This is a genomic window from Mycolicibacterium komossense (assembly GCF_025822605.1).
Taxonomy (GTDB): Bacteria; Actinomycetota; Actinomycetes; order Mycobacteriales; family Mycobacteriaceae; genus Mycobacterium; species Mycobacterium komossense.
Genome location: NZ_JACKTY010000014.1, coordinates 75787 through 98481 on the forward strand (window position 1 = coordinate 75787; position 22695 = coordinate 98481).

Below are 22695 nucleotides of genomic sequence, written 5' to 3' on the forward strand. Positions count from 1 at the left end.
CCACGCTGACCGGGGGGTTCGCCGATGTCTCGATCGATGTCACACGTTGTTCGTCGGGCAGCGCTTCGCGCAGCCGCCATCGGGCTCAGCACAGTCGTGGGGTGCGCCGCGACCACGGGTAACCATCCCGCACCACGACCGGTTGCCGAGGGGCATGTGTACGCGATTCCCGTGGTCTTGACCGCGGCGGTCAACGAGGCGCCGACAACACTCGGGATCGCCGACTCCACGCTGTACAACCTGTCCGATGCTGATATCGACGTCACCCTCGATCATCTGAAGACCATGGGCGTCAACGATATTCGCGTCGCGGTGCCGTGGATCTATATCCAGTCGCAGGACAATACGGACTACGACTGGACCAAGATGGACTACATCGTGCACGCGGCCAGCGAGCGCGATATGAACATCGTCGGCGTGATGAGCGGTACGCCGACCTGGGCTGGGTTCCCGATCAACGGGCATTCCGATCCGGCCGACTATGCGCGGTTCGCTTCAGCGGTGGCCGAGCGCTATAACGACGCCAGCACGATCGGGCCGATCGACGACTACGAGATCTGGAACGAACCGAACGGCTCGCTGTTCTACAACCCCATCGATGCCAAGGCCTACACGGCCATGCTGCAGGCGGCCTATCCGGCGATCAAGGCGAACAACCCGAATGCCACGGTGATTGCCGGTGTGCTGGGGGCAGTGGCGACGATCCCTGGTCTGTCGCTGGCGCCCGAGGCTTTCGTGTCGCAGATGTACGGCGCCGGCGCGAAAGGGTACTTCGACGCGCTGTCGTACCACCCCTACAACTACACACTCCCGTTCTCATTGGGCGCCGGCCAAGTCAATTCGCCGTTGAATCAGGTCCAGGCCATCCGGGCGCTGATGATCGCCAACGGCGACGGCGACCTCAAGATCTGGGCCACCGAGTACGGGCTGCCGACCAACTATCCCATCAACCAGGACCAGCAGGCGGCGTTCATCCACGATTTCGTGGTGGCGTGGCAGAACGTCGACGGAGCCGGGCCGATGTTCGTCTACACCACTCGCGACTCCAACACCGGCGGGTTCGACGACGAGGAGAATTTCGGCATCTTCACGACCGACTGGACGCCGAAAGAGGCGGTCGGCGCCATCGAAGAGCTGATCCAGGAATTGCGCACCGGTCAGCTGAAACCGTTCGACGTCACCCCGTATGCGAACAAGATCGACTTTTTCGGAGCCGCGGTGATCGTCGTACGCCAGATCATCAACCTGGCCTTGATCGTGCCGAAAGCCCTGTTCCAGCTTGCCGTCTCGGCGGTGACCTTCGTCGTAGAGAGCGTCGGTAATCTGCTGGGCATCAATTCGCCTGCGTCGTCGGTCGCGTCGTCGGGCGCCAAGGCCGCGCTCGCGACGAGCGACGCGGTGCCGACCCCGAGGAGGTCGGGGGTCACCGCGACGACGCCGGCTCCGACGGTGACTACGAAGAAAAGTGTCGCCAGGGGCGAATCCGGTGCGGCGCCAGCTGTATCGGAGACTCCCGTCCTCGTCGGCGCGACTGACGCCGTGGCACGCAAGGGTGCGGCCGCGCCGGCCGGCGCCACGCCAGGCGACGGTACCGCGGCACACAGCGCAGCGGCCCAGAGCCACGCGCCTCGCTCATCCGCGACGGGGGAGTCGAAGAGATCCGGATCGCGCAGCGCCAGCGCCAGGACTCGCGCTGACTCCGGCCAATAAAAAAGGTCAGGGGGCGAAATTGCCCCCTGACCCGGGTGGGGTGGCTGACGGGACTCGAACCCGCGACAGCCAGGATCACAACCTGGTGCTCTACCAACTGAACTACAGCCACCATTGCCGCAAACCGAGCCTGCCCGATCCGCGGCGTGGTCGATCTTAACCGCTCTGGGGCCCTGTAGCCGAATCTGGTCAGCTCGGGGTATCCGCAGGCGGCCCGAGCTCAGCGGCCACCGAGGCAATTTCGCTGGTAGACGGCCCAGGCGGGGCAACGAACGCGGTCTTGCGGTAGTACTTCAATTCGCGAATCGACTCGTGGATATCGGCGAGTGCGCGGTGCGCCAGCCCCTTCTCGGGCTGTCCGAAGTAGATGCGCGGATACCAGCGGCGGCACAGTTCCTTGATCGAACTCACGTCGATCATCCGGTAGTGCAGGTAGTTGTCGAGGGTGGGCATATCGCGGGCGATGAAACCGCGGTCGGTGGCAATCGAGTTTCCACACAGGGGAGCGGTCTTGGCCGCCTTGACGTGTTCGCGCACGTAGTCGAGCACCATGGTCTCGGCGGTCGGCACATCCACCGTCGAGGTCCTGACCTCTTCGATCAGGCCCGACTTGGTGTGCATCCGCGTGACCACCTCGATCATCCCCGACAAGGCGGCGTCGTCGGTGTGAATGACCACGTCAATGCCGTCACCGAGAACGTTGAGGTCGGCGTCGGTGACCAGCGCCGCGATTTCGATCAGGCGATCGGAGCCGAGATCGAGTCCGGTCATCTCACAGTCGATCCATACCAATTCTTCGCGCACAACGATCCACACTATTCGCTCTTCTTTGCCTTACGCGCGCACACCCGCCCCGTGCGCGGCTTCGCCAAGTAGTGTCGTGGGTTGCCGGATCCTGGACCCCGGCGGGAGGACCGCGGCTGTGAGTACCGAGAAATGACCACTGACGCGGCTGCTGCGCAGCCGGCACTGACGCCGTCTCAGAAGATCGCCGCTGGTTATGTCAGCGACGGCCCGGCCCTGGAATTGGGCACAGTCGTGGTCGACGGGGTGGCAGATTCCGCGGCCAGGGTGCGCATCCCGTTGGCCACTGTCAACCGGCACGGCCTGGTGGCCGGCGCAACCGGCACCGGAAAGACAAAGTCATTGCAGGTGATTGCCGAGCAACTGTCGGCCGCGGGCGTGCCCGTGCTGATGGCCGACGTCAAAGGTGATCTGTCGGGTTTGTCGCGTCCGGGCACGCCGGGTGACCGGACGGCGCAGCGCGCCACCGATACCGGTGACGACTGGGTCCCGACGGCGTTCCCGGTGGAATTCCTGTCGCTGGGTACCTCCGGAATTGGGGTGCCGGTCCGGGCGACGATCACCAGTTTCGGCCCAATTCTGCTGTCGAAAGTGTTGGGGCTCAACGCTACTCAGGAATCGACGCTGGGCCTGATTTTTCATTGGGCCGACCAGCAGGGGTTGCCACTGCTCGACCTGAAGGACCTGCGTTCGGTCATCCAGTTCCTCACCAGCGACGAGGGCAAACCCCAGCTCAAAGCTCTCGGCGCGGTATCGCCGACGACTGCGGGGGTCATCCTGCGGGCGTTGGTGAACCTCGAGGCAGAAGGCGCGGACACCTTCTTCGGCGAACCGGAACTGCGGCCCGAGGATCTGATGCGGGTCGACGCGCAGGGCCGCGGCGTCATCACGCTCCTGGAGCTCGGCAGTCAAGCCGCCCGCCCGGTGATGTTCTCCACGTTCCTGATGTGGGTGCTCGCCGATTTGTTCACATTCCTGCCCGAGGTGGGCGACGTCGAGAAACCGAAACTGGTTTTCTTCTTCGACGAGGCACACCTGCTGTTCAACGACGCGTCCAAGGCGTTCCTCGACCAGGTCGAGCAAACCGTCAAGCTGATTCGTTCCAAAGGTGTCGGTGTGTTCTTCTGCACCCAGCTGCCCACCGACATCCCGAACAACGTGCTCTCGCAGCTCGGCGCGCGGGTTCAGCACGCCTTGCGGGCGTTCACTCCCGACGATCAGAAAGCACTCAACAAGACCGTCCGGACGTATCCGAAAACCGATGTCTACGACCTGGAGTCGGCGTTGACATCACTGGGGACCGGGGAGGCGATCGTCACGGTGCTCTCCGAGCGGGGTGCGCCCACCCCGGTGGCCTGGACGCGGATGCGCGCCCCCCGGTCGTTGATGGACACCATCGGTCCCGACGCGATCGCGGCGGCCGCCAAAGCCAGCCCGTTGCAGGCCGAATACGGCCAGACCATCGACCGCGATTCGGCCTATGAGCGGCTGTCGGCAAAACTCGCGCCGCCGCCCCCACCTGCCGCTGCTCCCGCGCCCGCCGATCTGCCGCCAGTCCCACAGCAGATCGACCTGCCGCCGATGCCCGCGCCCGCACAGCGCGAGGAGCCGAGCATGTTCGACAAGATGATGGACAGTCCGGCGTTCAAGAGCGCGATGCGCTCGGCGGGCACCGTCATCGGCCGCGAGATCACCCGCAGCATCTTCGGCACCGGCAGTCGCCGGCGTCGCTGAGCCGGATTGCTAGTCGCCGCCGAGTTTCTTGTAGACGGCGCCGACGATCGGCGAGACGATGCTGCGCGGCGCATACCCGCTGGCGACCGACATGGCCTTGGACGTCAGGCCCGGCACGACGCGCATCTTGTTGTGCTCCAAGCCATCCAAGGACACCTTGGCGGTGTATTCGGTGTCGATCCACAGGAAGTCGGGAATCAGTCTCTCGACCAGCGAGCGATCCGCCGGGTCAGGCAGCTCGGTCCGCACCGGTCCCGGCGCCAATACCGTCACGTGCACTCCGGCCTTGCGCACCTCACCGCGCAGCGACTCGCTGAACGTGTTCGCGAACGCCTTGCTGGCGGCGTAGGTGGCGTTGTTCGGGATGGGCGAATTACCGGCAGCCGAACCCGAGATCAGGATTCCGCCGGCGCCGCGGGCGATCATGCCCGGCAGTACCGCCAGCGTAAGGTCATGTACCGCATTGACATTCAGTTGGACCTGGGATTTCTCCCCGGCCGGGTCTAGCGCGGCGACAGGTCCGAACGTGGCCGTCCCCGCGTTGTTACACAGGATCGAGATGTTGCGCTCGGCCAGCTCGTCGGCGAGCTTGTCGCGTTCCGCTTCATCGGTGAGGTCCACGGAACGGACCTCGACGGCCACGCCGTATCGCTCGGCGAGCCGTGCCGCCAGTTCGGTCAGCACCTCTTCGCGCCGCGCGGTCACGATCAGGCTGTAGCCGCGCGCCGCGAGTTCGGTGGCCAACGCCTCGCCGATGCCCTGGGAGGCGCCGGTGACGACGGCGCGCGCGTCCGGATGAGGTGGGGGTACTGGCATGCCGCAATCGTAGACAACACCCTCCGGCGGCCGGTCGAGGGACGAGTCGCCAGTCCATGGACCGCTAGAGTGCCCGGCATGAGCAACCCCGCAGCGGGTTCGCGCATCTCCGACCGATCCAGGGTCATCGCCTGGGCATTGTGGGACTGCGGTTCCACAGGTATGAGCGCGATCGTCGTGACGTTCGTGTTCTCGGTCTATCTGACCGGCTCGGTCGGGGAGGGCATGCCCGGCGGTGCGTCACCGGCGAGCTGGCTGGGGCGCGCACTGACCATCGCCGGCCTCACTGTCGCGGTACTGGCGCCGGTCACCGGAGTGTGGGTGCAGGCGCCGCGACGGCGACGGCGGGCACTGGGGGTGCTGACCGGGATGGCCGTCGCACTCACGTGCGCGATGAGCCTGATCCGCGACGATCCGTCGTACCTGTTCGCAGGCCTGGCGCTGTTGGCGTTCACCGCCGCGTTCGGTGATCTCGCGAGCGTGCCGTACAACGCGATGCTCAAGCAGCTGTCCACGCCGGAGAACTCCGGCCGGATATCTGGATTTGGTTGGGCGTCAGGCTATCTGGGTAGTGTCACGCTGCTGCTGCTGGTCTACACCGGCTTCATCATGGGCGACGGCCCGACTCGTGGACTACTCGGCATCCCGAGCCACGACGGAGAGAACGTCCGGGCGGCGATGCTGTTGGCCGCGGCCTGGTTCGCGCTGTTCGCGCTACCGCTGTTGTTCACTGCTCAGCACGCGACGCCGGCCGTGGAGGAACCGCGCGAGCGCGTCGGAATACTGGGCGCCTACCGCAAGGTATGGGCCGATGTCGTCCACGAATGGCACCGCGACCGGAACCTTGTCTACTACCTGTTGGCCAGTGCGGTCTTCCGGGACGGGCTTGCCGGTGTATTCGCCTTCGGCGCAGTACTGGGCGTCTCGGTCTACGGGATCTCCGAGGCCGACGTGCTGATCTTCGGGGTGGCCGCCAGTGTCGTCGCTGCGGTCGGTGCGGTGATCGGCGGCTTCCTGGATGACCGGATCGGCTCCAAACCGGTCATCGTGGGTTCCCTGGCGGTCATGATCGCCGCCGGACTCACGCTGCTGGCGCTCACCGGCCCGGTGGCGTTCTGGGTCTGTGGGCTGCTGCTGTGCCTGTTCCTCGGCCCGACGCAATCGTCGGCCCGCACTCTGCTGCTGCGGATGTCCGCAGACGGCCGTGAGGGAATCGCGTTCGGGCTGTACACCATGACGGGACGGGCGGTGTCGTTCCTGGCGCCGTGGTTGTTCTTTATCTTCGTGGACGCCTTCCACGCAGACCGGGCGGGCATGGGTGGGCTGTGCGTGGTGCTGGCCGCGGGCCTGCTGGCGATGCTGGCCGTCAAAGTCCCGCGCCGCTCCCCGTCACCCGAGTGAAGCGCAGATCGTCAGGCCCGTCCCTGACCGCTCGCGCACCTGTGTGCCGTCGACGGTGACCGAGCAGGTGACCTCGCGGCCCACATTGAGCACCGTCACGCTGGCGGCATTGGACGCCGGCGCCGTCAGGCTGACCTGCCTGGTCCACGGCAATACCACGTTGAACTCCATTTGCAGCACTCCGCCGGCGTCGACGTAAGTGATGCTGATGGCCCTGCCCTGGCCGGTGACGGAGTAGACGACGTTCTCGGTGGTGCCCGGTTCGGCGGTGGTCGTCGCAGTCGGAGGAATCGCCGCAGTCGTGCTCGGGCGGTTGGTGGTCGGAGCCCGGGTGGTCGTGGTGCTAGGCGCAGAGCTGGCGCTGGGCTCGGGCATCGGCGGCAGCGGCGCGACGACGGTGTCGTCCTTCGAGGAACCGTTGGCGATCACCAGCGCAATCACCAACCCGACCACCAGCAGCACGGCCAGTGCGGCCACGATCCACAACCAGCGCGGCGATTTGGGCGGACCCGGTGGCGGCTCGCCGGGAGGAGTCCCCTGGGGCGGGTACTGCGTCGTCTGGGTCCAGTACGGCGGCAGAGCCTCAGTCGGGTGTGGCGCCGACGGCGGCACATAGCTCGGGTAGGTGTACTGCCCCGAATACGCGGGATCGGTATACCCCAGCTGCTGCGTCGGCTGCGACCAGTGGGGCCTGTTCTCGTCTGGCCCGTCGGGTCGACGTTGATCGCTCATGCCCACCTCATGTCAGCAGGCTACCTTCGGTTCGAATCCGCGCACGGAGTCCCGGTGTCATTATCGGTTCGAATTCGGTTGCGGATCGGCAACGGTATCCGCAATGAGGCGGCGGGTGCGCCCGGGTTGTACCGTTCGAAGACAGTCGACGCGATGCTGGCCGACCGCACCCTGCTGGGTTCGAATGCGCTGTGGTAGCTCGCCGTGTTGGAGATGCGACTGCAGAGCGAAGGAGCCGAAGGTGGGAGAGCAGGTGCGCGCGATCTACGGCGCATCACTCTCGCCCGATGCCACCGCCTTCGCCCACATCGTCGACGACGGCGGTTATCCCCGAGCTGTGCAGCGTTTCTTGCGGGGGTGGCGGGCCAGCTCGTCGCGTGACGTCGAACTGCCGGTCGAAGGTCCGGTCACCCGGGTGATGCATTCACCTGACGGACACTGGCTGGCGTGTGAAGTCGCGCCCGACGGTGGTTCACGCACGCAGATCTGGGTGGTGACCACTGACCCCGACGACCGCGATGCGCGCCGGATCGACGCGGGTGGCGAAATGGAGGACGACGGTACCGCCGAGCTCATCGGGTGGGACGGCACCCAAGTGGCGGCGATCCTGACCGGTCAGGACGGTGTGGGTAAGTCCTGTCTGATCGAGCCCGCGACGGGCAATCGTCTTGTTCTGGATCGACGTTCGGCAGGGCGACTGGTGGACTCGTGGGCGGGTTCGGCGCTGATCCGGGTCGGCCCGCGTGGTTATCGCGAGCTGCTCATGTTGCACGGCCTGACCGAAATATCACTGCTGCCCTACGAACCGGGTTCGACGACCGATGCCGGTGTGATCCTCGATGACCACAGCCCGCGGCGGCTACGGGCCAGTGTCGATGGCGAGACCAAGCTCTACCAGCCGGCAAAAACCTTCGGTCCCAGCAGCAGCGAAGGATTCGTACGGGCGTTGATTCGCAGTGACAACGGGTCCGACCATGCCCGGCTTCTGGAGGTGACGACCACCGCCGACGGCGTGTTCTACCACGTGGTGGCCGAGAAACCGGGATTCGAACTCGAGGAGTTCGTGGTCAGCGACGACCTCTCCACGGTGGCGCTGCTATGGAACATCCACGGCTGCAGTGAATTACAAATACTGCAATATGCCGACAACACGTTGAGTGAACCGATCCCGTTGCCAGGTCCGGTGGTCGGTGAGCTGTCGATCAGTGCCGGTGGATCGATGGTCGCGATGACCGTCCAAGGACCGTCGCAGCCGCCTACGGTCGAATTGGTCGATACCCGTTCGCAGGAGTGGGAACCGGTCGACCGGGTACCGACGTCGGGTCCGGTCGCCGCTGCGCCGACGCTGGACACCATCACCGCGCGCGACGGTCTGAGCTTCACGGCCTGGCGCTACAGCCCGCCAGAGGGCGTACCAGACCGCGGTGCGCTGATCTATCTGCACGGTGGCCCGGAAGGTCAGTCGCGGCCCGGCTACAGCGAAGTGTTCCCACCCCTGCTCGACGCCGGCATCACCGTCTTCACACCGAACGTCCGTGGATCCGGGGGGTTCGGTAAGTCGTTCATGCACGCCGACGACCGGGAACGCAGGTTCGCCGCCATCGACGATGTCGCCGACTGTGCGCGGTACCTGATCGACAACGGGTTCGCGGACCCGGCCCGGATCGGGTGCGCGGGCTGGTCCTACGGCGGCTATCTCACACTGGCCGCACTGACCTTTCATCCTGATCTCTTCGCCGCGGGGATCAGCATCTGTGGGATGAGCGATCTGAGCACGTTCTACCGCAACACCGAGCCGTGGATCGCAGCAGCGGCGTATCCCAAATACGGCCATCCCATCGGGGATCGTGATCTGCTCGACCAACTCTCGCCACTTCTGCGGGTGGATGCGCTGACGGCGCCGCTGCTGCTGGTGCACGGCGGCAACGACACCAACGTGCCCGTGAACGAGTCCGTTCAGATGGCCGACGCGCTGCGCGAGCGGGGCCGGACCGTGCGCTACCTGGTGTTCCCCGATGACGGCCACGAGATCGCCAAGCGCGAGAACCGTGCCGCGTTGGCGGTGGCCACCGAAGAATGGCTCAGTGCCGCATTCTCTGCCGCCAGCGCTTCCTAGCGCGTCCAGCTAACAATCCCCTGCGGGGTCGTCAATTGTGATGTTTGGAGATTTTGCGCAGGGGTAAACATGGTCTCGCAGCATTGGCGCGGACACGGATATGGAGGCGACAACATGCGAGGTGGCGGACTTCTCGGCGTGATCGTGCTGGTGTGGTTGTTGATCGGAGTGGTTGCCGCATTCCAGCGGGGATACTTCGAAAACACCCAAACTAATTGCGCCACAGCGGGAACCATCGCATTGACGGTGGTCGTGGGACCCTTGAACTACGCGGGTGTCAACCCCAAGGTTGAGGGTTGCAGCCTGCCCCAGCCCAGTAAGTAGCACTAGATCGCAATCGTTACTCATCTCATCTCATCGAATGGAGAAATCATGATCGTCCTCGGAGCAATTCTGCTGATCCTGGGGTTCGTTCTTCATATCAGCATCCTGTGGACCATCGGCATTATCTTGCTGGTCATCGGGGCGGTGTTCTGGATTCTCGGCTCCACCGGGCGCGCGGTCGGTGGCCGAAAAGTCTGGTACTGAACTGACTACGTAACCACTTAACGATGACGGTCGCCCGCTGAATTCAGCGCGGCGACTGTCATCGCTCGTAGGACCGCGCGGGATCGTGCGGTACCGCCGGCCGGTTTTCCACCGGCCGGCTTCGTGCTGTACGGGGTCGAATTGAGCAGCCCGAACGCGGCGTGAGCCATCAGCCGGGCGTCGGATTCGTCGACGGCGGGATCGAGTTGCCGCAATACCCGCACCCAGACCTCGACGTATTGGCGTTGACTTCTGCGCACCTGGCGCAGCGCGGCGGCCGGCAGGTGGATGAGGTCGCGATCCTGGATGCGGATGAGGTCGGACTCGTCGAAGGCGAAGTCGAGGTGAAAATCCACCAGACCCGCCAGGGCGGTATCTGCCGAATCTGCCTCGGCGACAACCGCACGGCCTCCGTCGAGTAGTCGAGCGCTGATGCCGACGAGCAACTCGACCAGCAGCGCTTCCTTATTGGGGAAGTGCCGGTAGATGGCGGGCCCGCTGACCTCGGCGACGCCTCCGATGTCCTCGAGGCGAACCGCCAGGAAGCCGCGTTCGGCGAATAGCCGCTCGGCTGCGGCCAACAACTTCGACCGGCGATCGGATTTCATCCGGCTGCGGCGGGTGGGCTCGACTTCGTCATCGGGCTGCGACGGGTTGGCTTGCATCGCGGCCTCCGTCACGACTTAGTGGACAACTCGGTTAATGGTGACTAACATACCATGAGTTAGTCGTCATTAACTCAAAACGAAATTTGATCGGCGGCACGATGGCAGTGAGAGTGACGAACCGAGGTGAGCATCTCGCCTTGGTAGCGCAGTTGCGCGAGAAGTTGGCGACTGCGGCGTTGGGCGGCTCGGAACGGTCCAGGGAGCGGCATGTGTCGCGCGGTAAGTTGTTGCCGCGCGACCGGGTTGACGGATTGCTCGATCCTGGTAGTCCGCTACTGGAAGTGGCCCCGCTGGCCGCTGACGGCATGTATGACGACGACTGCCCGGGTGCGGGCATCATCACCGGCATCGGCCGGGTCTCCGGCCGCGAGTGCATGATCGTCGCCAACGACGCCACGGTCAAAGGTGGCACCTACTACCCGGTGACGGTCAAGAAGCACCTGCGGGCACAGGAGATCGCCGGTCAGAACCGGTTGCCGTGTGTCTACCTCGTCGACTCAGGCGGTGCCTTTCTGCCCCGCCAGGACGAGGTGTTCCCCGACCGCGACCACTTCGGTCGAATCTTCTACAACCAGGCCACGCTGAGCGCCCAGGGCATTCCGCAGATCGCGGCGGTGCTCGGCTCCTGCACCGCCGGCGGCGCCTACGTTCCGGCGATGAGTGACGAGGCCGTCATCGTCCGCAACCAGGGCACGATCTTCCTCGGCGGCCCGCCTCTGGTGAAGGCGGCCACCGGCGAGATCGTCACCGCTGAGGACCTCGGTGGCGGCGACCTGCATTCGAAGGTCTCCGGTGTCACCGATCACCTGGCGCACGACGATCGCGACGCGCTGCGGATCGTACGACGCATCGTCTCCACCTTGGGACCGGTCGAGAGTCCGCCCTGGGAGGTGCTGCCGACGGTCGCCCCGGTGGCCGACCAGACCGACCTGTACGACGTCGTACCCATCGATTCCCGCGTTCCGTACGACGTTCACGAGGTGATCACCCGTATCGTCGACGGCGGTGAGTTCACCGAATTCAAGGCCGAGTACGGCACCACACTGGTCACCGGTTTCGCCCACATCCATGGGCATCCGGTGGGAATCGTCGCCAACAACGGTGTGCTGTTCGGTGAATCGGCGCTCAAGGGAGCACATTTCATCGAACTGTGCGACAAGCGCACGGTGCCGCTGCTGTTCCTGCAGAACATTGCCGGCTTCATGGTGGGTCGCGATTACGAGGCCGGTGGCATCGCGAAACACGGCGCGAAAATGGTCACCGCGGTGGCCTGTGCCCGGGTGCCCAAGCTGACCGTGGTCATCGGCGGCTCCTACGGCGCCGGGAATTACTCGATGTGCGGGCGGGCGTATTCGCCACGATTCCTGTGGATGTGGCCCAATGCGCGGATCTCGGTGATGGGCGGTGAGCAGGCCGCGTCGGTGTTGGCGACGGTCCGCGGCGAAATGACCGCCGAGCAGGAGGAAGCGTTCAAGGCGCCGATCCGGGCTCAGTACGAACAGCAGGGCAATCCCTACTACTCGACCGCCCGGCTGTGGGACGACGGCGTCATCGATCCGGCCGATACCAGAACTGTTGTCGGTCTGGCACTTTCGGTTGTCGGTAACGCCCCGGTCGATCCTGTTTCCTACGGCGTGTTCCGGATGTGATGTGACGATGAGCCAGAATGTATTCAACACGGTACTGGTTGCCAACCGCGGTGAGATCGCGGTCCGCGTCATCCGGACCCTCAAATCGATGGGTATCCGGTCGGTCGCGGTGTACAGCGAGGCCGACGCGGGCGCGCGCCATGTCGCCGAAGCCGATACCGCTGTCCTGATCGGGCCTGCGGCCGCGCGGGAAAGCTATCTCAACATCGCCGCGGTGGTCGACGCGGCAGTCCGTACCGGGGCCGACGCGGTTCACCCGGGCTATGGGTTCCTGTCGGAGAACGCGGATTTCGCAGCAGCACTGCGTGACGCCGGCGTGGTGTTCATCGGTCCGCCCGTTGCCGCTATTGCGACGATGGGCGACAAGATCACCGCCAAGAAGACGGTCTCACAGTTCGGTGTTCCGGTGGTGCCAGGGATTGCGCGTCCCGGTCTCACCGACGCCGAACTGATCGCAGCTGCAGCCGATATCGGCTACCCGGTGTTGATCAAACCGTCGGCGGGTGGAGGCGGCAAAGGGATGCGGTTGGTAGAAGATCCTGTTGACCTGGCCGCCGGGCTTGTCTCGGCACGGCGTGAGTCCGGCGCAGCATTCGGTGACGACACCCTGTTCCTCGAACGATTCGTCCTGCGCCCCAGGCATATCGAGGTCCAGGTTCTCGCGGACAGCTACGGCAACGTGATTCACCTGGGTGAGCGGGAGTGCAGCCTGCAACGCCGGCACCAGAAGGTCATCGAGGAGGCGCCTTCGGCGCTGCTGGATGAGGTGACCCGAGCCCGCATCGGCGCCGCGGCCTGCGATACCGCGCGTAGCGTCGACTATGCCGGGGCGGGCACCGTGGAGTTCATCGTCTCCGCGGATGCCCCCGACGAGTTCTTCTTCATGGAGATGAACACCAGGCTGCAGGTCGAGCATCCGGTGACCGAGATGGTCACCGGATGGGACCTGGTCGAATGGCAGGTGCGGATCGCTGCGGGAGAGAAGCTGCTGGTCCCTCAGGCGGACATCGTGATGCGTGGGCACGCCATCGAGGGCCGAATCTATGCCGAGGATCCGGCCAGGGGCTTCCTGCCCACCGGTGGGCACGTCCTGGATCTGCTGGAGCCCAAAGGTGAAGGTGTGCGGGTCGATTCGGGTCTGCTGGCCGGCACTGACATCGGGAGCGATTACGATCCGATGCTGGCCAAGGTGATCGCCTACGGCCAGGACCGGTCGAGCGCGCTGCGCGGGCTCGACGGGGCCCTGGCGGCCACGGCGGTGCTCGGGGTGGTCACCAATGTCGACTTCCTGCGCTTCCTGCTGGCCGACCCCGACGTCGTGGCCGGCCGCCTCGATACCGGGCTACTGGATCGGCGCGTCGCCGATTTCGTGCCGGCCGCTGTCGACGAGGCCGGGTTCATCGCCGCCGCTGCCTACCGATGGCTGCAACGGTGGCAGTCGGCCGATGACCTGTGGTCCACCCCCTCGGGTTGGCGCATCGGTGCACACGCACCGACGACCGCCCGGCTGCGGGCGGGGGAGCGTACCGAACACGTGCGTATCGTCGGCGCGCCCGATGGCGCCACCGCGATCGTCGATGATGGCGAACAACATTCACTGACCGCGCAGCTGGACGGTGAACGGTTGACGTTGACGTTGGACGGGCTGCGCACGACCTACCGAGTCGCCCACGGAAGCGACCAGATCTGGCTGGCCACATCGGGCGGGGTGGCCGTGCTGGATGAGGTCCGCGAGGCCTCGGTTCGCTCCGACCACGAACTCAGCGGCGACGCCGAACTTGCCAGTCCGATGCCGGGGGCGGTCGTCGCCGTCAACGTCGACAACGGCGCCGAGGTGGCCGCGGGCACCGTCGTCCTCGCAGTCGAGGCGATGAAGATGGAACATGCACTGTCTGCACCCGTCGACGGTGTGGTCGAACTTCTTGTCGCCGTGGGCGATCAGGTCAAAGTGGGCCAGGTGCTGGCCAGAATCACTGCGGCCGCGGAAGCGAATCCAGAATCGAACCCAGAATCGAACGAGGAAGAAACCCATGCCTGACTACCTGTCGACCGGAACCCTGCCGGAGGAATACGAGCAACTCGCCAAGACGGTCCGCGAATTCGCCCAGAGCGTGGTCGCCCCGGTCGCCGCCAAACACGATGAAGAGCACTCGTTCCCGTACCGGGTGGTCGAGGGAATGGCGGAGATGGGCTTGTTCGGTCTGCCCTTTCCGGAGGAGTACGGCGGGATGGGCGGCGACTACTTCGCGCTGTGCCTGGCGTTGGAGGAGCTCGGCAAAGTCGACCAGAGCGTCGCGATCACGCTGGAGGCGGGCGTCTCGCTGGGTGCGATGCCGGTGTACCGGTTCGGCAACGATGAGCAGAAACAGGAATGGTTACCGCAACTGACCAGCGGGCGGGCTTTGGGTGCGTTCGGACTTACCGAAGCCGGCGGCGGGAGTGACGCGGGCGCCACCAAGACCACCGCCAAGTTGGACGACGGGCACTGGGTGATCAACGGTTCCAAACAGTTCATCACCAATTCCGGAACCGACATCACCAGGCTCGTGACCGTGACGGCACTGACGGGGGAGCGGGAGATCTCGTCGATCCTGGTACCCGTGCCTACCCCGGGATTCACCGCAGAACCTGCCTACAACAAGGTCGGCTGGAACGCCTCGGACACCCATCCTCTGAGCTTCGACGATGTGCGTGTACCCCAGGAGAACCTGCTGGGTGTGCGCGGCCGCGGCTATGCGAACTTCCTACGCATCCTCGACGAGGGCCGGATCGCGATCGCCGCACTGTCAGTGGGTGCGGCGCAGGGCTGCGTCGACGAGAGCATCAAGTACGCCAGGGAGCGCGTGGCCTTCGGCCAGCCCATCGGCAAATACCAGGCCATCGAGTTCAAGATCGCGCGAATGGAAGCCCGCGCGCACGCCGCGCGCACGGCGTATTACGACGCGGCCGCACTCATGTTGGCGGGCAAGCCTTTCAAGAAGGAAGCTGCGATCGCCAAGCTCGTGGCCAGCGAAGCGGCGATGGACAACGCGCGGGACGGGACGCAGATCCACGGCGGGTACGGATTCATGAACGAATACGTCGTGGCCCGGCACTACCGGGACAGCAAGATTCTTGAGATCGGCGAGGGGACAACTGAAGTGCAGATGATGATCATCGCAAGGCAGTTGGGTTTGTGATGACGGACATCGAGAAAGTCATCGAACAGCGGGGTCTCTGGTTCGAGGAGATGGAGCCGGGTGTGCGCTACCTGCACCGGCCGGGCCGCACCATCACCGAAGCCGACAATGTGTTGTTCACGACGCTGACGATGAATACGCAGGCGCTGCACCTCGACGCTGCGTTCGCCGATGCGCAGCCGCCATTCAACCAGCGCCTGGTAAATTCGATGCTCACCCTCTCGACATTGGTCGGTCTGTCGGTGGCGCAGCTGACCCAGGGCACCATCGTCGGCAACCTCGGGTTCTCCGATATCGCTTTCCCGAGGCCGCTGTTCCATGGCGACACGCTGTATGCCGAGACGGTGATCAGTGAGAAGCGGGAGTCGAAAAGCCGGCCGGGCGAAGGCATCGTGACCTTCGCGCATACCGGTCGCAACCAGCGCGGTGATATCGTCGCGACCGCCAGCAGGAAGACGATGGTGCGCAAACAGCCGGCCTCAGAGGAGTGCTAGTGTCACTCGACAACGCCGGACCCGGGTGGCTGTTCTGCCCCGCTGACCGCCCTGAACGGTTCGAAAAGGCCGCCGCCGCAGCCGATATCGTCATCTTGGATCTGGAGGACGGCGCCGGCGACAAGCCGGCCGCGCGCGACGCACTGGTGAGCACACCGCTGGATCCGGCCCGCACCGTGATCCGGATCAACGCAGCCGATTCTGGCGAGCAGGAACTCGACCTGCAGGCGCTGGCGCGCACCCCCTACACCACCGTCATGTTGCCGAAATGTGAGTCGGCTGATCAGGTGAGCGCGTTGACTCCGCTGGAGGTGGTGTTGATCGTCGAGACACCGCTGGGCGCGCTCAAGGTGGATGAGACTGCCGCCGTGGCTAATACAGTCGGCGTGATGTGGGGTGCCGAGGATCTGTTCGGCTTTCTGGGAGGCACGGCGAACCGCTTCGCCGACGATTCCTATCGTGATGTCGCCAAGTACGTCCGGTCGCGCTCGCTCCTGGCTGCGAAGGCATTCGGCAAGCAGGCGCTGGATTCGGTGTACATCGACATCAAAAATCTAGACGGGCTCCGTGTCGAGGTCGACGACGCCGTCGCTGTCGGTTTCGATGCAAAAGTGGCTATCCACCCCAGCCAGGTCGCAGTGATCCAGAGCGGGTACCTGCCGTCACCCGAGCGGGTCGCCTGGGCGAAACAGGTCCTCGCGGCAGCCTCCGATCAGCGCGGAGCTTTTGCGTTCGAAGGCCTAATGGTCGACGCACCGGTCCTGCGGCGAGCCGAGCGCATCGTCGCTCTCGCACCGTAGCTTGGCGCGGGGCCGACCGGGCGGTGTTCGACCGGGCGACCGGACGCCAAGGCGGGCAATGAAATTCGCCACCCGGCTGGCGCGCCCTTAGCGTCGCTGCGCAGCGGCCAGGCGGGCGGCGAACTCCGGTGAGGCGATCGAGGCGGCCTGTGGTCCCAGTTCGATACGCAGCGCGAGTTCGTGCAGGTCGCTGTCGACCGAACCCGGTACCGCGGTGGCGCGCATGCTCGCCTTGGTGGCGAGCACAACCTCGCGCGGTGCGGACGCCGGACCGGCGGCCAGTTCCAGGGCGGCGCCCACCGGATCGTCGGCGACCTTCAGTGCCAGCCCGTGGGCGACCGCGGTGTCGGCGTCGAAGCGCATGCCGAACAGCAGCGCGGCGCGGGCGGCCTGCGGGCCGATGGCGCGTTGGAGCATCCAGGTTGCGCCTCCGCCGGGATGGATCCCCAGCTTCTGGAAGCGTGGATCGAACATGGCATGCGGTCCGGCGATGCGGACGTCGGCAGCGAGTGCGAGATTCAGCCCGGCGCCGACGGCGGCCCCGTTGACCGCGGCGACCGTCGGTAAGGTGCAGTTGGCGATCGCCATGAAACCGTCGTAGATCCGCAGCAGGCCCTCTTCGGCGGCGGCGCCGAGGGCGCTCAGATCGGCCCCGGCGCAGAAGGCTTTGCCTGCCCCGGTGACGACCACCGCGTGCACGCCGGTGTCGGATTCGGCCTCGTCCACCGCGGCGCGCAGCGCAGCGGACATGGCATCGGTGACGGCGTTCCGGCGATCGGGATCATTGACGGTGATGAGTGCGACGCGGTCGTCGACGCGGTACTCCACAAGGTCTGAGCTGCCCATATCCCGAACGCTACCCTGCCGATTTTCGTGACTGCCGCCCACCAGGTCCGATCATCGTTCGGCGACAGTGATGTTCGAGATGAACATGTCCAGGAAAGACCGGTAGAGCTCGACGCCGTCGATATGGCTTGCGAGAACCAGTCCGTCACTCGTGGCCATCAGTACGCGGGCCAGCGTGGTGGCCGGGATGCGCAGAGCGCCGCCGAGACGCTCGACCCGGGCCGTCATGAACTCCGCCAGCGATTCGATGGTCTGGCCGCGCTGATCGGCCAGGCGGGCACGAGCGTCGGGATTGCGGAACAGGAACAGGGTGAACTCATGGCCAAGGGCTGCCTGGGTGGCGCCGTTGGCGCTCAGATCCCGCCACCTGGCCGCGATGTCATCGAGGTCGAGGTCGCCGAGGTTGGTGAACGACGAAATCATGTCGGCGAACCCGTCGAGGAAACGGTCCCGGTAGCGCTGACTGACCGCCAGAAACAGGTCCTCCTTGGCACCGAAATGGGAGTAGATCGCTCCGCGCGTGTAACCGGCGGCGTCGGCGATGTCTTCCAGGGCCGCACCACCGAAACCCTTGCGCGCGAACACTTCTTCGGCCGCGTCGAGCAGGACGGTGCGGGTGTGCTCGACACGGCGCTCTCTGGTCCAGCGCTCTGCCATCCTCACATCATGTCAAAACCGACGATTCGACCGATATGCAACTACGTATTTGATATACAGATTTGTATATCTTGTGCATCCACCGCCCGAAGGACGTGCCGTGACCTCAGCAGAGCTGGTGTTCGATCCGTTTTCTGATGACTTCTTCAATCACCCCTATGACACCTATCGGCGCATGCGTGACGAAGCGCCGGTGTACTACAGCCCGGAGTACGACTTCTTCGCGCTGAGTCGCCACGAAGACGTCGCCGCTGCGCTGAAGGCTCCGGAGACGTTCTCGTCGGCCAAGGGCATCACCATCGACCAGGTGCAGTCCGGCGAACCGCTGCCGCCGTCGCTGATCTGGATGGATCCGCCCGACCATCGGCGGTTTCGGGGGCTGGTCAACAAGGTGTTCACCCCGCGGGCGATCACCGCACAAGAAGAGATGGTGCGCGCGACCATCGAGAAGTTTCTCGATGCCGTCGATCCCGATGCCTTCGACGTGGTCCAGGATTTTTCGGCACTGTTCCCCGTCGAAGTCATCACGACCATGCTCGGCGTTCCCCCCGAACACCGACAGTCGGTGCGGTTGTGGATCGACAAATCATTGGCCCGCCAGCCCGGCCAGGTCGGGATGAGCGAGGAAGGGCTGCAGGCGGGGTTCGCCAGCTGGATGTTGTATTACGAACTCATCCAGCAGCGCCGAGCCGAATCGCAGAACGACATGATCAGTTCGCTGATCACCGTCGAGGTGGAGCGTGACGGCGGCGGTCGCACCTGTCTGGACGACGGTGAGATCGCGGGATTCGCGGCCCTGCTTGGCGGCGCGGGAGCCGAGACCGTCACGAAGTTGATCGGCAACGCCATCGTGACGTTCGGCCGCGAACGCGATCAGTGGCGTCAGCTGTACGAGGACCGCAGCAAGATTGCGGGCGCCGTAGAGGAACTGTTGCGTTACGAGGCGCCGGCACAGTACGTCGTGCGGGTGACGAAACACGCTGCCGAACTGCATGGCACGACCATTCCGGCAGGCAAGGCGGTGCTCCTGATGGTGGGCGCGGCCAATCGCGATGATCGGGCCTTCACCGACGCCGCGACCTTCGATATCAACCGGGACCGCACGCAGGCGCAGAATATCGGGCTGGGCTACGGGATCCACAGCTGCCTGGGCGCGGCGCTGGCGCGGATGGAAAGTGCCATCGCCCTCGACTACCTGCTGGATTTCATGCCCGATTTCGATTTACAGCACGACGGCCTGCGGCGAGTCGCGATGGCCAATGTCGCCGGCTGGTCGAGTGTGCCGGTGCGGGTGAACAAATAGCCGACATCGACACGTTGAATTTAGTGCCATTTGACGCTTCTCAGGTTCTTTTAAGGTAGCTTTGCCGAACAAGGGGATCGGTCTGTTCATGGAGGGGTAGACGTGCAGGGCGCCATTCGCTCATGTCTGACGGCGGGTATCGCGCTGGTCGGCGTCGGCGTCATCACGGTGGCCCCAGTCGTCCCGCAGTTGCCCGAGATACAGGTTTCCTCCATGCCGACCCCGGCAGGGGAGGGCGGAGCGACGTCAGCCGACTCCGCCAGCGCATGGCTACGAGTCTTCGAACATGGCGGCATCCAGAATCTGAGTCAGATCGGCGCGTCGGTATCCGCCGACTCTGTGCCCGGCCTACGCCAGCTCGCAGCGACCCAGTTCGACCTGTCGCGGACCCTCGCCAGCAGTGGCCTTGCAACGGGGGCGGGCCTGACGCAATGGGCGGGTTTGCCTGTCGACTTCCGTGCCGTCATCGACGCACTCCCGCAGGGTGACGTCGTCTCGACCACCACCGCGCCCAACGGTGCCCTGGGTGGCACCAGCCTGATCCCCTCCGAGGTATTCCTCGACGTTCTGCAGATCCCGGTTCAGATCACCGACAAGCTGACCAACGTGGTCCGGGTGGTGGTGAGCCTGGCAACTCTGCAGACCTTGTTCGTCGGTGCCATCGGCCCGATCGAGGCTGTCATCGCCGCGACTGGCGACGCCGGCCAAGCCGTGCTTGACGGGCTCCGCGCTGGTGACACGGACGCGGCGATCAGCGCGTTCATCGCCGCCCCTGGCACCATTGCTGGTGCATTCCTCACCGGATACACCAATAGTGATGGTTCTCGCTACCCGGGCATTTTCACCGTGGACACCGAGAATCCCGCCACAGGTGGGCTGCTCCAGACGTTGTTCGTGACTCTGCCGCGCGCCATCCTGACCGCGCTCGGGCTGTCACCCACAGCCCCGAGCAATGCTGCCGCCACCCAGCAGGACCGGGTGGCCGCGGTACCCAAGCTGGACACCCCGGTCGTGACGGTCGATGTCGCCCAGCCGACGCGGGCCACAAGCGCGCCCAGGAGTGCGGCGGCGTCGAAGGATGCGCCGGCGACCACGGCGGCACCGGCCGAAGATGACACCACGACGGCGCCGACGACGGTTACCGGCGACGTCGCAAGTGCTCCAGTCGTCAAGGGCAGCAACAAGGTTGGGGCCGATTCCAAGCCTGCTGCCGCTCCTGGCAAGCCCAAGGCGGCTGCTTCGACAGCGGCGAAGAAATCCTCTGGCAGTCGTAGCAGCCGCAGTGCCGCCAGCGAGTAATCCTCACTGCGCCAGTCCCTTTTTCGCGACGGCGTTGCGTCGGTGCTGGTTGGGTCTGGTCGAATGGCCACCGCCGGGAAAGCGGATCACCGAGTTATCCCGCTGCGGTACGGCGCCGTCCGTAAGCGACTGCTGAACCTGGACGGACATCAGGATGTACTCGATCTGAGCTGTGGACAGGCCGGCGGCCTTACTGATCTCTGCCAACGACCTACCGGCCGCCTTCGCGGTCTTGACCTCATGCTCGATCTCGACGCTGAGTTCCCGCGCGGTGGTCAAGGAGGTGAGGTACATCTGGCCCAGCGAACGCAGGCGTTTGAACGCCTCGGCCGATCTGTTTCGGTGCCGTTCGTCCATGTTCTCTCCCCCGGATGAGTCGGCTTGGGGGCCTTCTGGCGCAGGCCGCCTGCCTGATTGGCATCAGTTATACCTCGCAGAGGCAACGTGGTGTAGTCAGCGCGTGAGGCCTGTGCACAGCTGCCGGATGGTCCTGGGCTCTGGCACAATACCGTTTGCTGAGAATCGCGTGAAAGGCAACTGAATGACTGACGACGTTGAGCACTGATACCGCAGACGCCGACTTGGTCGGAGGTGTGCCCCGTCGGCGGATCGTGCTGGCCTCGATGGTGGGCACCACGATCGAGTTCTACGACTTCTACATCTATGCCACCGCTGCGGTGTCGGTGTTCCCGAGTCTGTTCTTCCCGAAAGGCAATCCGACGACGGCGCTCCTGGCGTCGCTGGCCACTTTCGGTCTGGCATTCGTGGCCCGGCCGTTGGGTTCGATCCTCTTCGGGCATTTCGGAGACCGTCTGGGGCGCAAGGTCACCCTCGTCGGCTCTTTGCTGATGATGGGGATCGCGACCTTTGCGATCGGCCTGCTGCCCACTTACCACCAGGTCGGACTGCTCGCCCCGGCTCTGTTGGCTGTCTTGCGCTTCACCCAAGGCCTCGCGCTCGGCGGGGAGTGGAGTGGAGCGGCGCTGCTGGCCACCGAGACCGCGCGACCCGGCAAGCGCGCTTGGGCCGCGATGTGGCCGCAGCTGGGTGCGCCTCTCGGATTCTTCCTCGCGAACGGACTTTTCCTGCTACTGATCCAATTGCTCGGGCACAGTGCCGCCAGCCCTGATCTGAGCGGATCCTTCCTGACCTGGGGATGGCGGATCCCGTTCCTGCTCAGCTCGGTGATGGTGGTGATCGGACTCTATGTGCGATCCCGGATTTCGGAGACGCCGGTCTTCGCCCGGGCCGTCGAGCAGGGCGAGAAGGTCAAATCCCCTCTGGCTGAGGTGTTTCGGAGCAGTTGGCGCCAACTGCTCATCGGAACGTTCGTCATGCTGGCGACGTACACCCTGTTCTACATCGTCACCACATGGGTGCTCAGCTACGGCACCGGTAAGCGGCCGCCGAACGGAAATGGACTCGGCTTCAACTACATCGACTTCCTGCAATGGCAGTTGATCGCGGTGCTGTTCTTCGGTGCCATGCTGCCGGTCTCCGGAACGTTGGCCGACCGATTCGGTCGTCGGGCGACGCTGTTGGTGATCACTGCCGGCATCATCGTCTACGGACTGTTGTTCGCACCGCTGCTGGCCGCCACCCAGAGTTCGCACTACGCGATGCTGTTCTTCCTGATCATCGGAATGACGTTGATGGGCTTGACCTTCGCGCCGATGAGTGCGGTGCTCCCGGAGCTGTTCCCGACGAACGTCCGGTACACAGGCTCGGGGATCTCCTATAACGCGGCGAGCATCCTGGGTGCCGCTGTGGCACCGTTCCTCGCGACGTGGCTGGCCACCCGGTACGGGGTCGGCTGGGTGGGCGTCTATCTGGCCGCGGCCGGGGCGCTGACCTTCGTGGCGCTGCTGGTCATGGGAGAGACCAAGAACGCCTCCCTGGATTCGGTGGGGGCGCAAGTCGGAGCCTGAGTAGAACCCAAACTTGAATGGTGCCCCCGGC

Annotated in this window: 22 protein-coding genes and 1 tRNA gene; 15 read left to right on the forward strand and 8 right to left on the reverse strand. The window is 65.0% G+C overall.

Annotated features, from left to right (window positions below; all coding sequences use genetic code 11):
• The first annotated feature begins 36 nt into the window (after positions 1-36).
• Entirely contained in the window at positions 37-1710 is a 1674-nt protein-coding gene (locus H7J73_RS04850) for a cellulase family glycosylhydrolase (RefSeq protein ID WP_264066112.1), read from the forward strand.
• A 36-nt stretch (positions 1711-1746) separates the two neighbouring features.
• Here H7J73_RS04850 and H7J73_RS04855 read toward each other — a convergent pair.
• Both H7J73_RS04855 and orn read right to left on the reverse strand, forming a co-directional pair.
• Positions 1747-1822: transfer RNA gene (locus H7J73_RS04855), tRNA-His, on the reverse strand.
• 77 nt (positions 1823-1899) lie between these two features.
• Entirely contained in the window at positions 1900-2514 is a 615-nt protein-coding gene (gene orn, locus H7J73_RS04860) for an oligoribonuclease (protein ID WP_264066113.1), read from the reverse strand.
• A gap of 132 nt (positions 2515-2646) precedes the next feature.
• On the opposite strand from orn, the gene H7J73_RS04865 reads away from it, so the two are divergent.
• Positions 2647-4248: a helicase HerA-like domain-containing protein gene (locus H7J73_RS04865; protein WP_264066114.1), complete on the forward strand. Its 1602-nt coding sequence runs from the start codon at positions 2647-2649 to the stop codon at positions 4246-4248.
• Between the two features lie 9 nt (positions 4249-4257).
• Here H7J73_RS04865 and cmrA read toward each other — a convergent pair whose 3' ends face one another.
• The gene (cmrA, locus tag H7J73_RS04870; RefSeq protein ID WP_264066115.1) at positions 4258-5064 is read right to left on the reverse strand and encodes a mycolate reductase; all 807 of its coding nucleotides are present in this window, start codon (positions 5062-5064) and stop codon (positions 4258-4260) included.
• A 78-nt stretch (positions 5065-5142) separates the two neighbouring features.
• Here cmrA and H7J73_RS04875 point away from each other — a divergent pair, with 78 nt between their 5' ends.
• Positions 5143-6465, forward strand: coding sequence for an MFS transporter (locus tag H7J73_RS04875; RefSeq protein WP_264066116.1), 1323 nt, complete (start codon positions 5143-5145; stop codon positions 6463-6465).
• Here H7J73_RS04875 and H7J73_RS04880 read toward each other — a convergent pair.
• Positions 6454-7197 carry an MmpS family transport accessory protein gene (locus tag H7J73_RS04880; protein ID WP_264066118.1) on the reverse strand — a complete coding sequence of 248 codons (744 nt, stop codon included), beginning with the start codon at positions 7195-7197 and terminating at the stop codon, positions 6454-6456. The two genes, H7J73_RS04875 and H7J73_RS04880, sit on opposite strands and share 12 nt — an antisense overlap.
• Before the next feature lie 54 nt (positions 7198-7251).
• On the opposite strand from H7J73_RS04880, the gene H7J73_RS04885 reads away from it, so the two are divergent.
• From H7J73_RS04885 to H7J73_RS04900, 4 genes are all read left to right on the forward strand, one after another.
• Positions 7252-7395, forward strand: a complete 144-nt coding sequence (locus H7J73_RS04885; protein ID WP_264066119.1) for a hypothetical protein — start codon at positions 7252-7254, stop codon at positions 7393-7395.
• Positions 7396-7438: 43 nt separating this feature from the next.
• Positions 7439-9313 (forward strand): alpha/beta hydrolase family protein, encoded by a 1875-nt coding sequence (locus H7J73_RS04890; protein WP_264066120.1) that lies wholly within the window; start codon positions 7439-7441, stop codon positions 9311-9313.
• A 114-nt stretch (positions 9314-9427) separates the two neighbouring features.
• Positions 9428-9637, forward strand: coding sequence for a hypothetical protein (locus tag H7J73_RS04895; RefSeq protein ID WP_264066343.1), 210 nt, complete (start codon positions 9428-9430; stop codon positions 9635-9637).
• Positions 9638-9685: 48 nt separating this feature from the next.
• Entirely contained in the window at positions 9686-9841 is a 156-nt protein-coding gene (locus tag H7J73_RS04900) for a DUF6131 family protein (RefSeq protein ID WP_264066121.1), read from the forward strand.
• Between the two features lie 17 nt (positions 9842-9858).
• On the opposite strand, the gene H7J73_RS04905 is transcribed toward H7J73_RS04900, so the two are convergent.
• Positions 9859-10521, reverse strand: a complete 663-nt coding sequence (locus tag H7J73_RS04905) for an SACE_7040 family transcriptional regulator (protein WP_435405419.1) — start codon at positions 10519-10521, stop codon at positions 9859-9861.
• Positions 10522-10607: 86 nt separating this feature from the next.
• Between H7J73_RS04905 and H7J73_RS04910 the strand changes: the two genes are divergently transcribed.
• The 5 genes from H7J73_RS04910 to H7J73_RS04930 are packed head-to-tail and all read left to right on the forward strand — an operon-like array spanning position 10608 to position 16631.
• On the forward strand, positions 10608-12158 hold the full coding sequence (locus H7J73_RS04910) for a carboxyl transferase domain-containing protein (protein ID WP_264066123.1): 1551 nt from the start codon (positions 10608-10610) through the stop codon (positions 12156-12158).
• Positions 12159-12165: 7 nt separating this feature from the next.
• Positions 12166-14196 carry an acetyl/propionyl/methylcrotonyl-CoA carboxylase subunit alpha gene (locus H7J73_RS04915; RefSeq protein ID WP_264066124.1) on the forward strand — a complete coding sequence of 677 codons (2031 nt, stop codon included), beginning with the start codon at positions 12166-12168 and terminating at the stop codon, positions 14194-14196.
• Positions 14189-15337, forward strand: a complete 1149-nt coding sequence (locus H7J73_RS04920; RefSeq protein ID WP_264066126.1) for an acyl-CoA dehydrogenase family protein — start codon at positions 14189-14191, stop codon at positions 15335-15337. The genes H7J73_RS04915 and H7J73_RS04920 overlap by 8 nt, the downstream gene beginning before the upstream one ends.
• Complete coding sequence (locus H7J73_RS04925; protein ID WP_264066127.1) at positions 15337-15831, forward strand: MaoC family dehydratase; 495 nt, start codon at positions 15337-15339, stop codon at positions 15829-15831. Before H7J73_RS04920 ends, H7J73_RS04925 begins: the two co-directional genes overlap by 1 nt.
• On the forward strand, positions 15831-16631 hold the full coding sequence (locus H7J73_RS04930) for an HpcH/HpaI aldolase/citrate lyase family protein (protein ID WP_264066128.1): 801 nt from the start codon (positions 15831-15833) through the stop codon (positions 16629-16631). The genes H7J73_RS04925 and H7J73_RS04930 overlap by 1 nt, the downstream gene beginning before the upstream one ends.
• 87 nt (positions 16632-16718) lie before the next feature.
• Here H7J73_RS04930 and H7J73_RS04935 read toward each other — a convergent pair whose 3' ends face one another.
• Positions 16719-17477, reverse strand: coding sequence for an enoyl-CoA hydratase (locus tag H7J73_RS04935; RefSeq protein ID WP_264066129.1), 759 nt, complete (start codon positions 17475-17477; stop codon positions 16719-16721).
• A gap of 51 nt (positions 17478-17528) precedes the next feature.
• On the reverse strand, positions 17529-18134 hold the full coding sequence (locus H7J73_RS04940) for a TetR/AcrR family transcriptional regulator (RefSeq protein ID WP_264066130.1): 606 nt from the start codon (positions 18132-18134) through the stop codon (positions 17529-17531).
• A gap of 100 nt (positions 18135-18234) precedes the next feature.
• Here H7J73_RS04940 and H7J73_RS04945 point away from each other — a divergent pair, with 100 nt between their 5' ends.
• Together H7J73_RS04945 and H7J73_RS04950 are read left to right on the forward strand one after the other, a co-directional pair.
• The gene (locus tag H7J73_RS04945; RefSeq protein WP_264066131.1) at positions 18235-19437 is read left to right on the forward strand and encodes a cytochrome P450; all 1203 of its coding nucleotides are present in this window, start codon (positions 18235-18237) and stop codon (positions 19435-19437) included.
• Between the two features lie 102 nt (positions 19438-19539).
• Positions 19540-20736, forward strand: a complete 1197-nt coding sequence (locus H7J73_RS04950) for a hypothetical protein (RefSeq protein WP_264066132.1) — start codon at positions 19540-19542, stop codon at positions 20734-20736.
• A gap of 3 nt (positions 20737-20739) precedes the next feature.
• Here H7J73_RS04950 and H7J73_RS04955 read toward each other — a convergent pair whose 3' ends face one another.
• Positions 20740-21093 (reverse strand): hypothetical protein, encoded by a 354-nt coding sequence (locus tag H7J73_RS04955; protein WP_264066133.1) that lies wholly within the window; start codon positions 21091-21093, stop codon positions 20740-20742.
• Positions 21094-21290: 197 nt separating this feature from the next.
• Here H7J73_RS04955 and H7J73_RS04960 point away from each other — a divergent pair, with 197 nt between their 5' ends.
• Positions 21291-22664: an MFS transporter gene (locus H7J73_RS04960; protein ID WP_435405420.1), complete on the forward strand. Its 1374-nt coding sequence runs from the start codon at positions 21291-21293 to the stop codon at positions 22662-22664.
• Positions 22665-22695: the final 31 nt, after the last annotated feature.

What these genes read in the sequence shown, in the direction of transcription:
- H7J73_RS04850 (WP_264066112.1), top strand. Translation starts at nt 37, where the DNA reads ATGTCACACGTTGTTCGTCGGGCAGCGCTTCGCGCAGCCGCCATCGGG.
- H7J73_RS04865 (WP_264066114.1), top strand. Translation starts at nt 2,647, where the DNA reads ATGACCACTGACGCGGCTGCTGCGCAGCCGGCACTGACGCCGTCTCAG.
- cmrA (WP_264066115.1), bottom strand. Translation starts at nt 5,064, where the DNA reads ATGCCAGTACCCCCACCTCATCCGGACGCGCGCGCCGTCGTCACCGGC.
- H7J73_RS04875 (WP_264066116.1), top strand. Translation starts at nt 5,143, where the DNA reads ATGAGCAACCCCGCAGCGGGTTCGCGCATCTCCGACCGATCCAGGGTC.
- H7J73_RS04880 (WP_264066118.1), bottom strand. Translation starts at nt 7,197, where the DNA reads ATGAGCGATCAACGTCGACCCGACGGGCCAGACGAGAACAGGCCCCAC.
- H7J73_RS04895 (WP_264066343.1), top strand. Translation starts at nt 9,428, where the DNA reads ATGCGAGGTGGCGGACTTCTCGGCGTGATCGTGCTGGTGTGGTTGTTG.
- H7J73_RS04900 (WP_264066121.1), top strand. Translation starts at nt 9,686, where the DNA reads ATGATCGTCCTCGGAGCAATTCTGCTGATCCTGGGGTTCGTTCTTCAT.
- H7J73_RS04910 (WP_264066123.1), top strand. Translation starts at nt 10,608, where the DNA reads ATGGCAGTGAGAGTGACGAACCGAGGTGAGCATCTCGCCTTGGTAGCG.
- H7J73_RS04915 (WP_264066124.1), top strand. Translation starts at nt 12,166, where the DNA reads ATGAGCCAGAATGTATTCAACACGGTACTGGTTGCCAACCGCGGTGAG.
- H7J73_RS04920 (WP_264066126.1), top strand. Translation starts at nt 14,189, where the DNA reads ATGCCTGACTACCTGTCGACCGGAACCCTGCCGGAGGAATACGAGCAA.
- H7J73_RS04925 (WP_264066127.1), top strand. Translation starts at nt 15,337, where the DNA reads ATGACGGACATCGAGAAAGTCATCGAACAGCGGGGTCTCTGGTTCGAG.
- H7J73_RS04935 (WP_264066129.1), bottom strand. Translation starts at nt 17,477, where the DNA reads ATGGGCAGCTCAGACCTTGTGGAGTACCGCGTCGACGACCGCGTCGCA.
- H7J73_RS04940 (WP_264066130.1), bottom strand. Translation starts at nt 18,134, where the DNA reads ATGGCAGAGCGCTGGACCAGAGAGCGCCGTGTCGAGCACACCCGCACC.
- H7J73_RS04955 (WP_264066133.1), bottom strand. Translation starts at nt 21,093, where the DNA reads ATGGACGAACGGCACCGAAACAGATCGGCCGAGGCGTTCAAACGCCTG.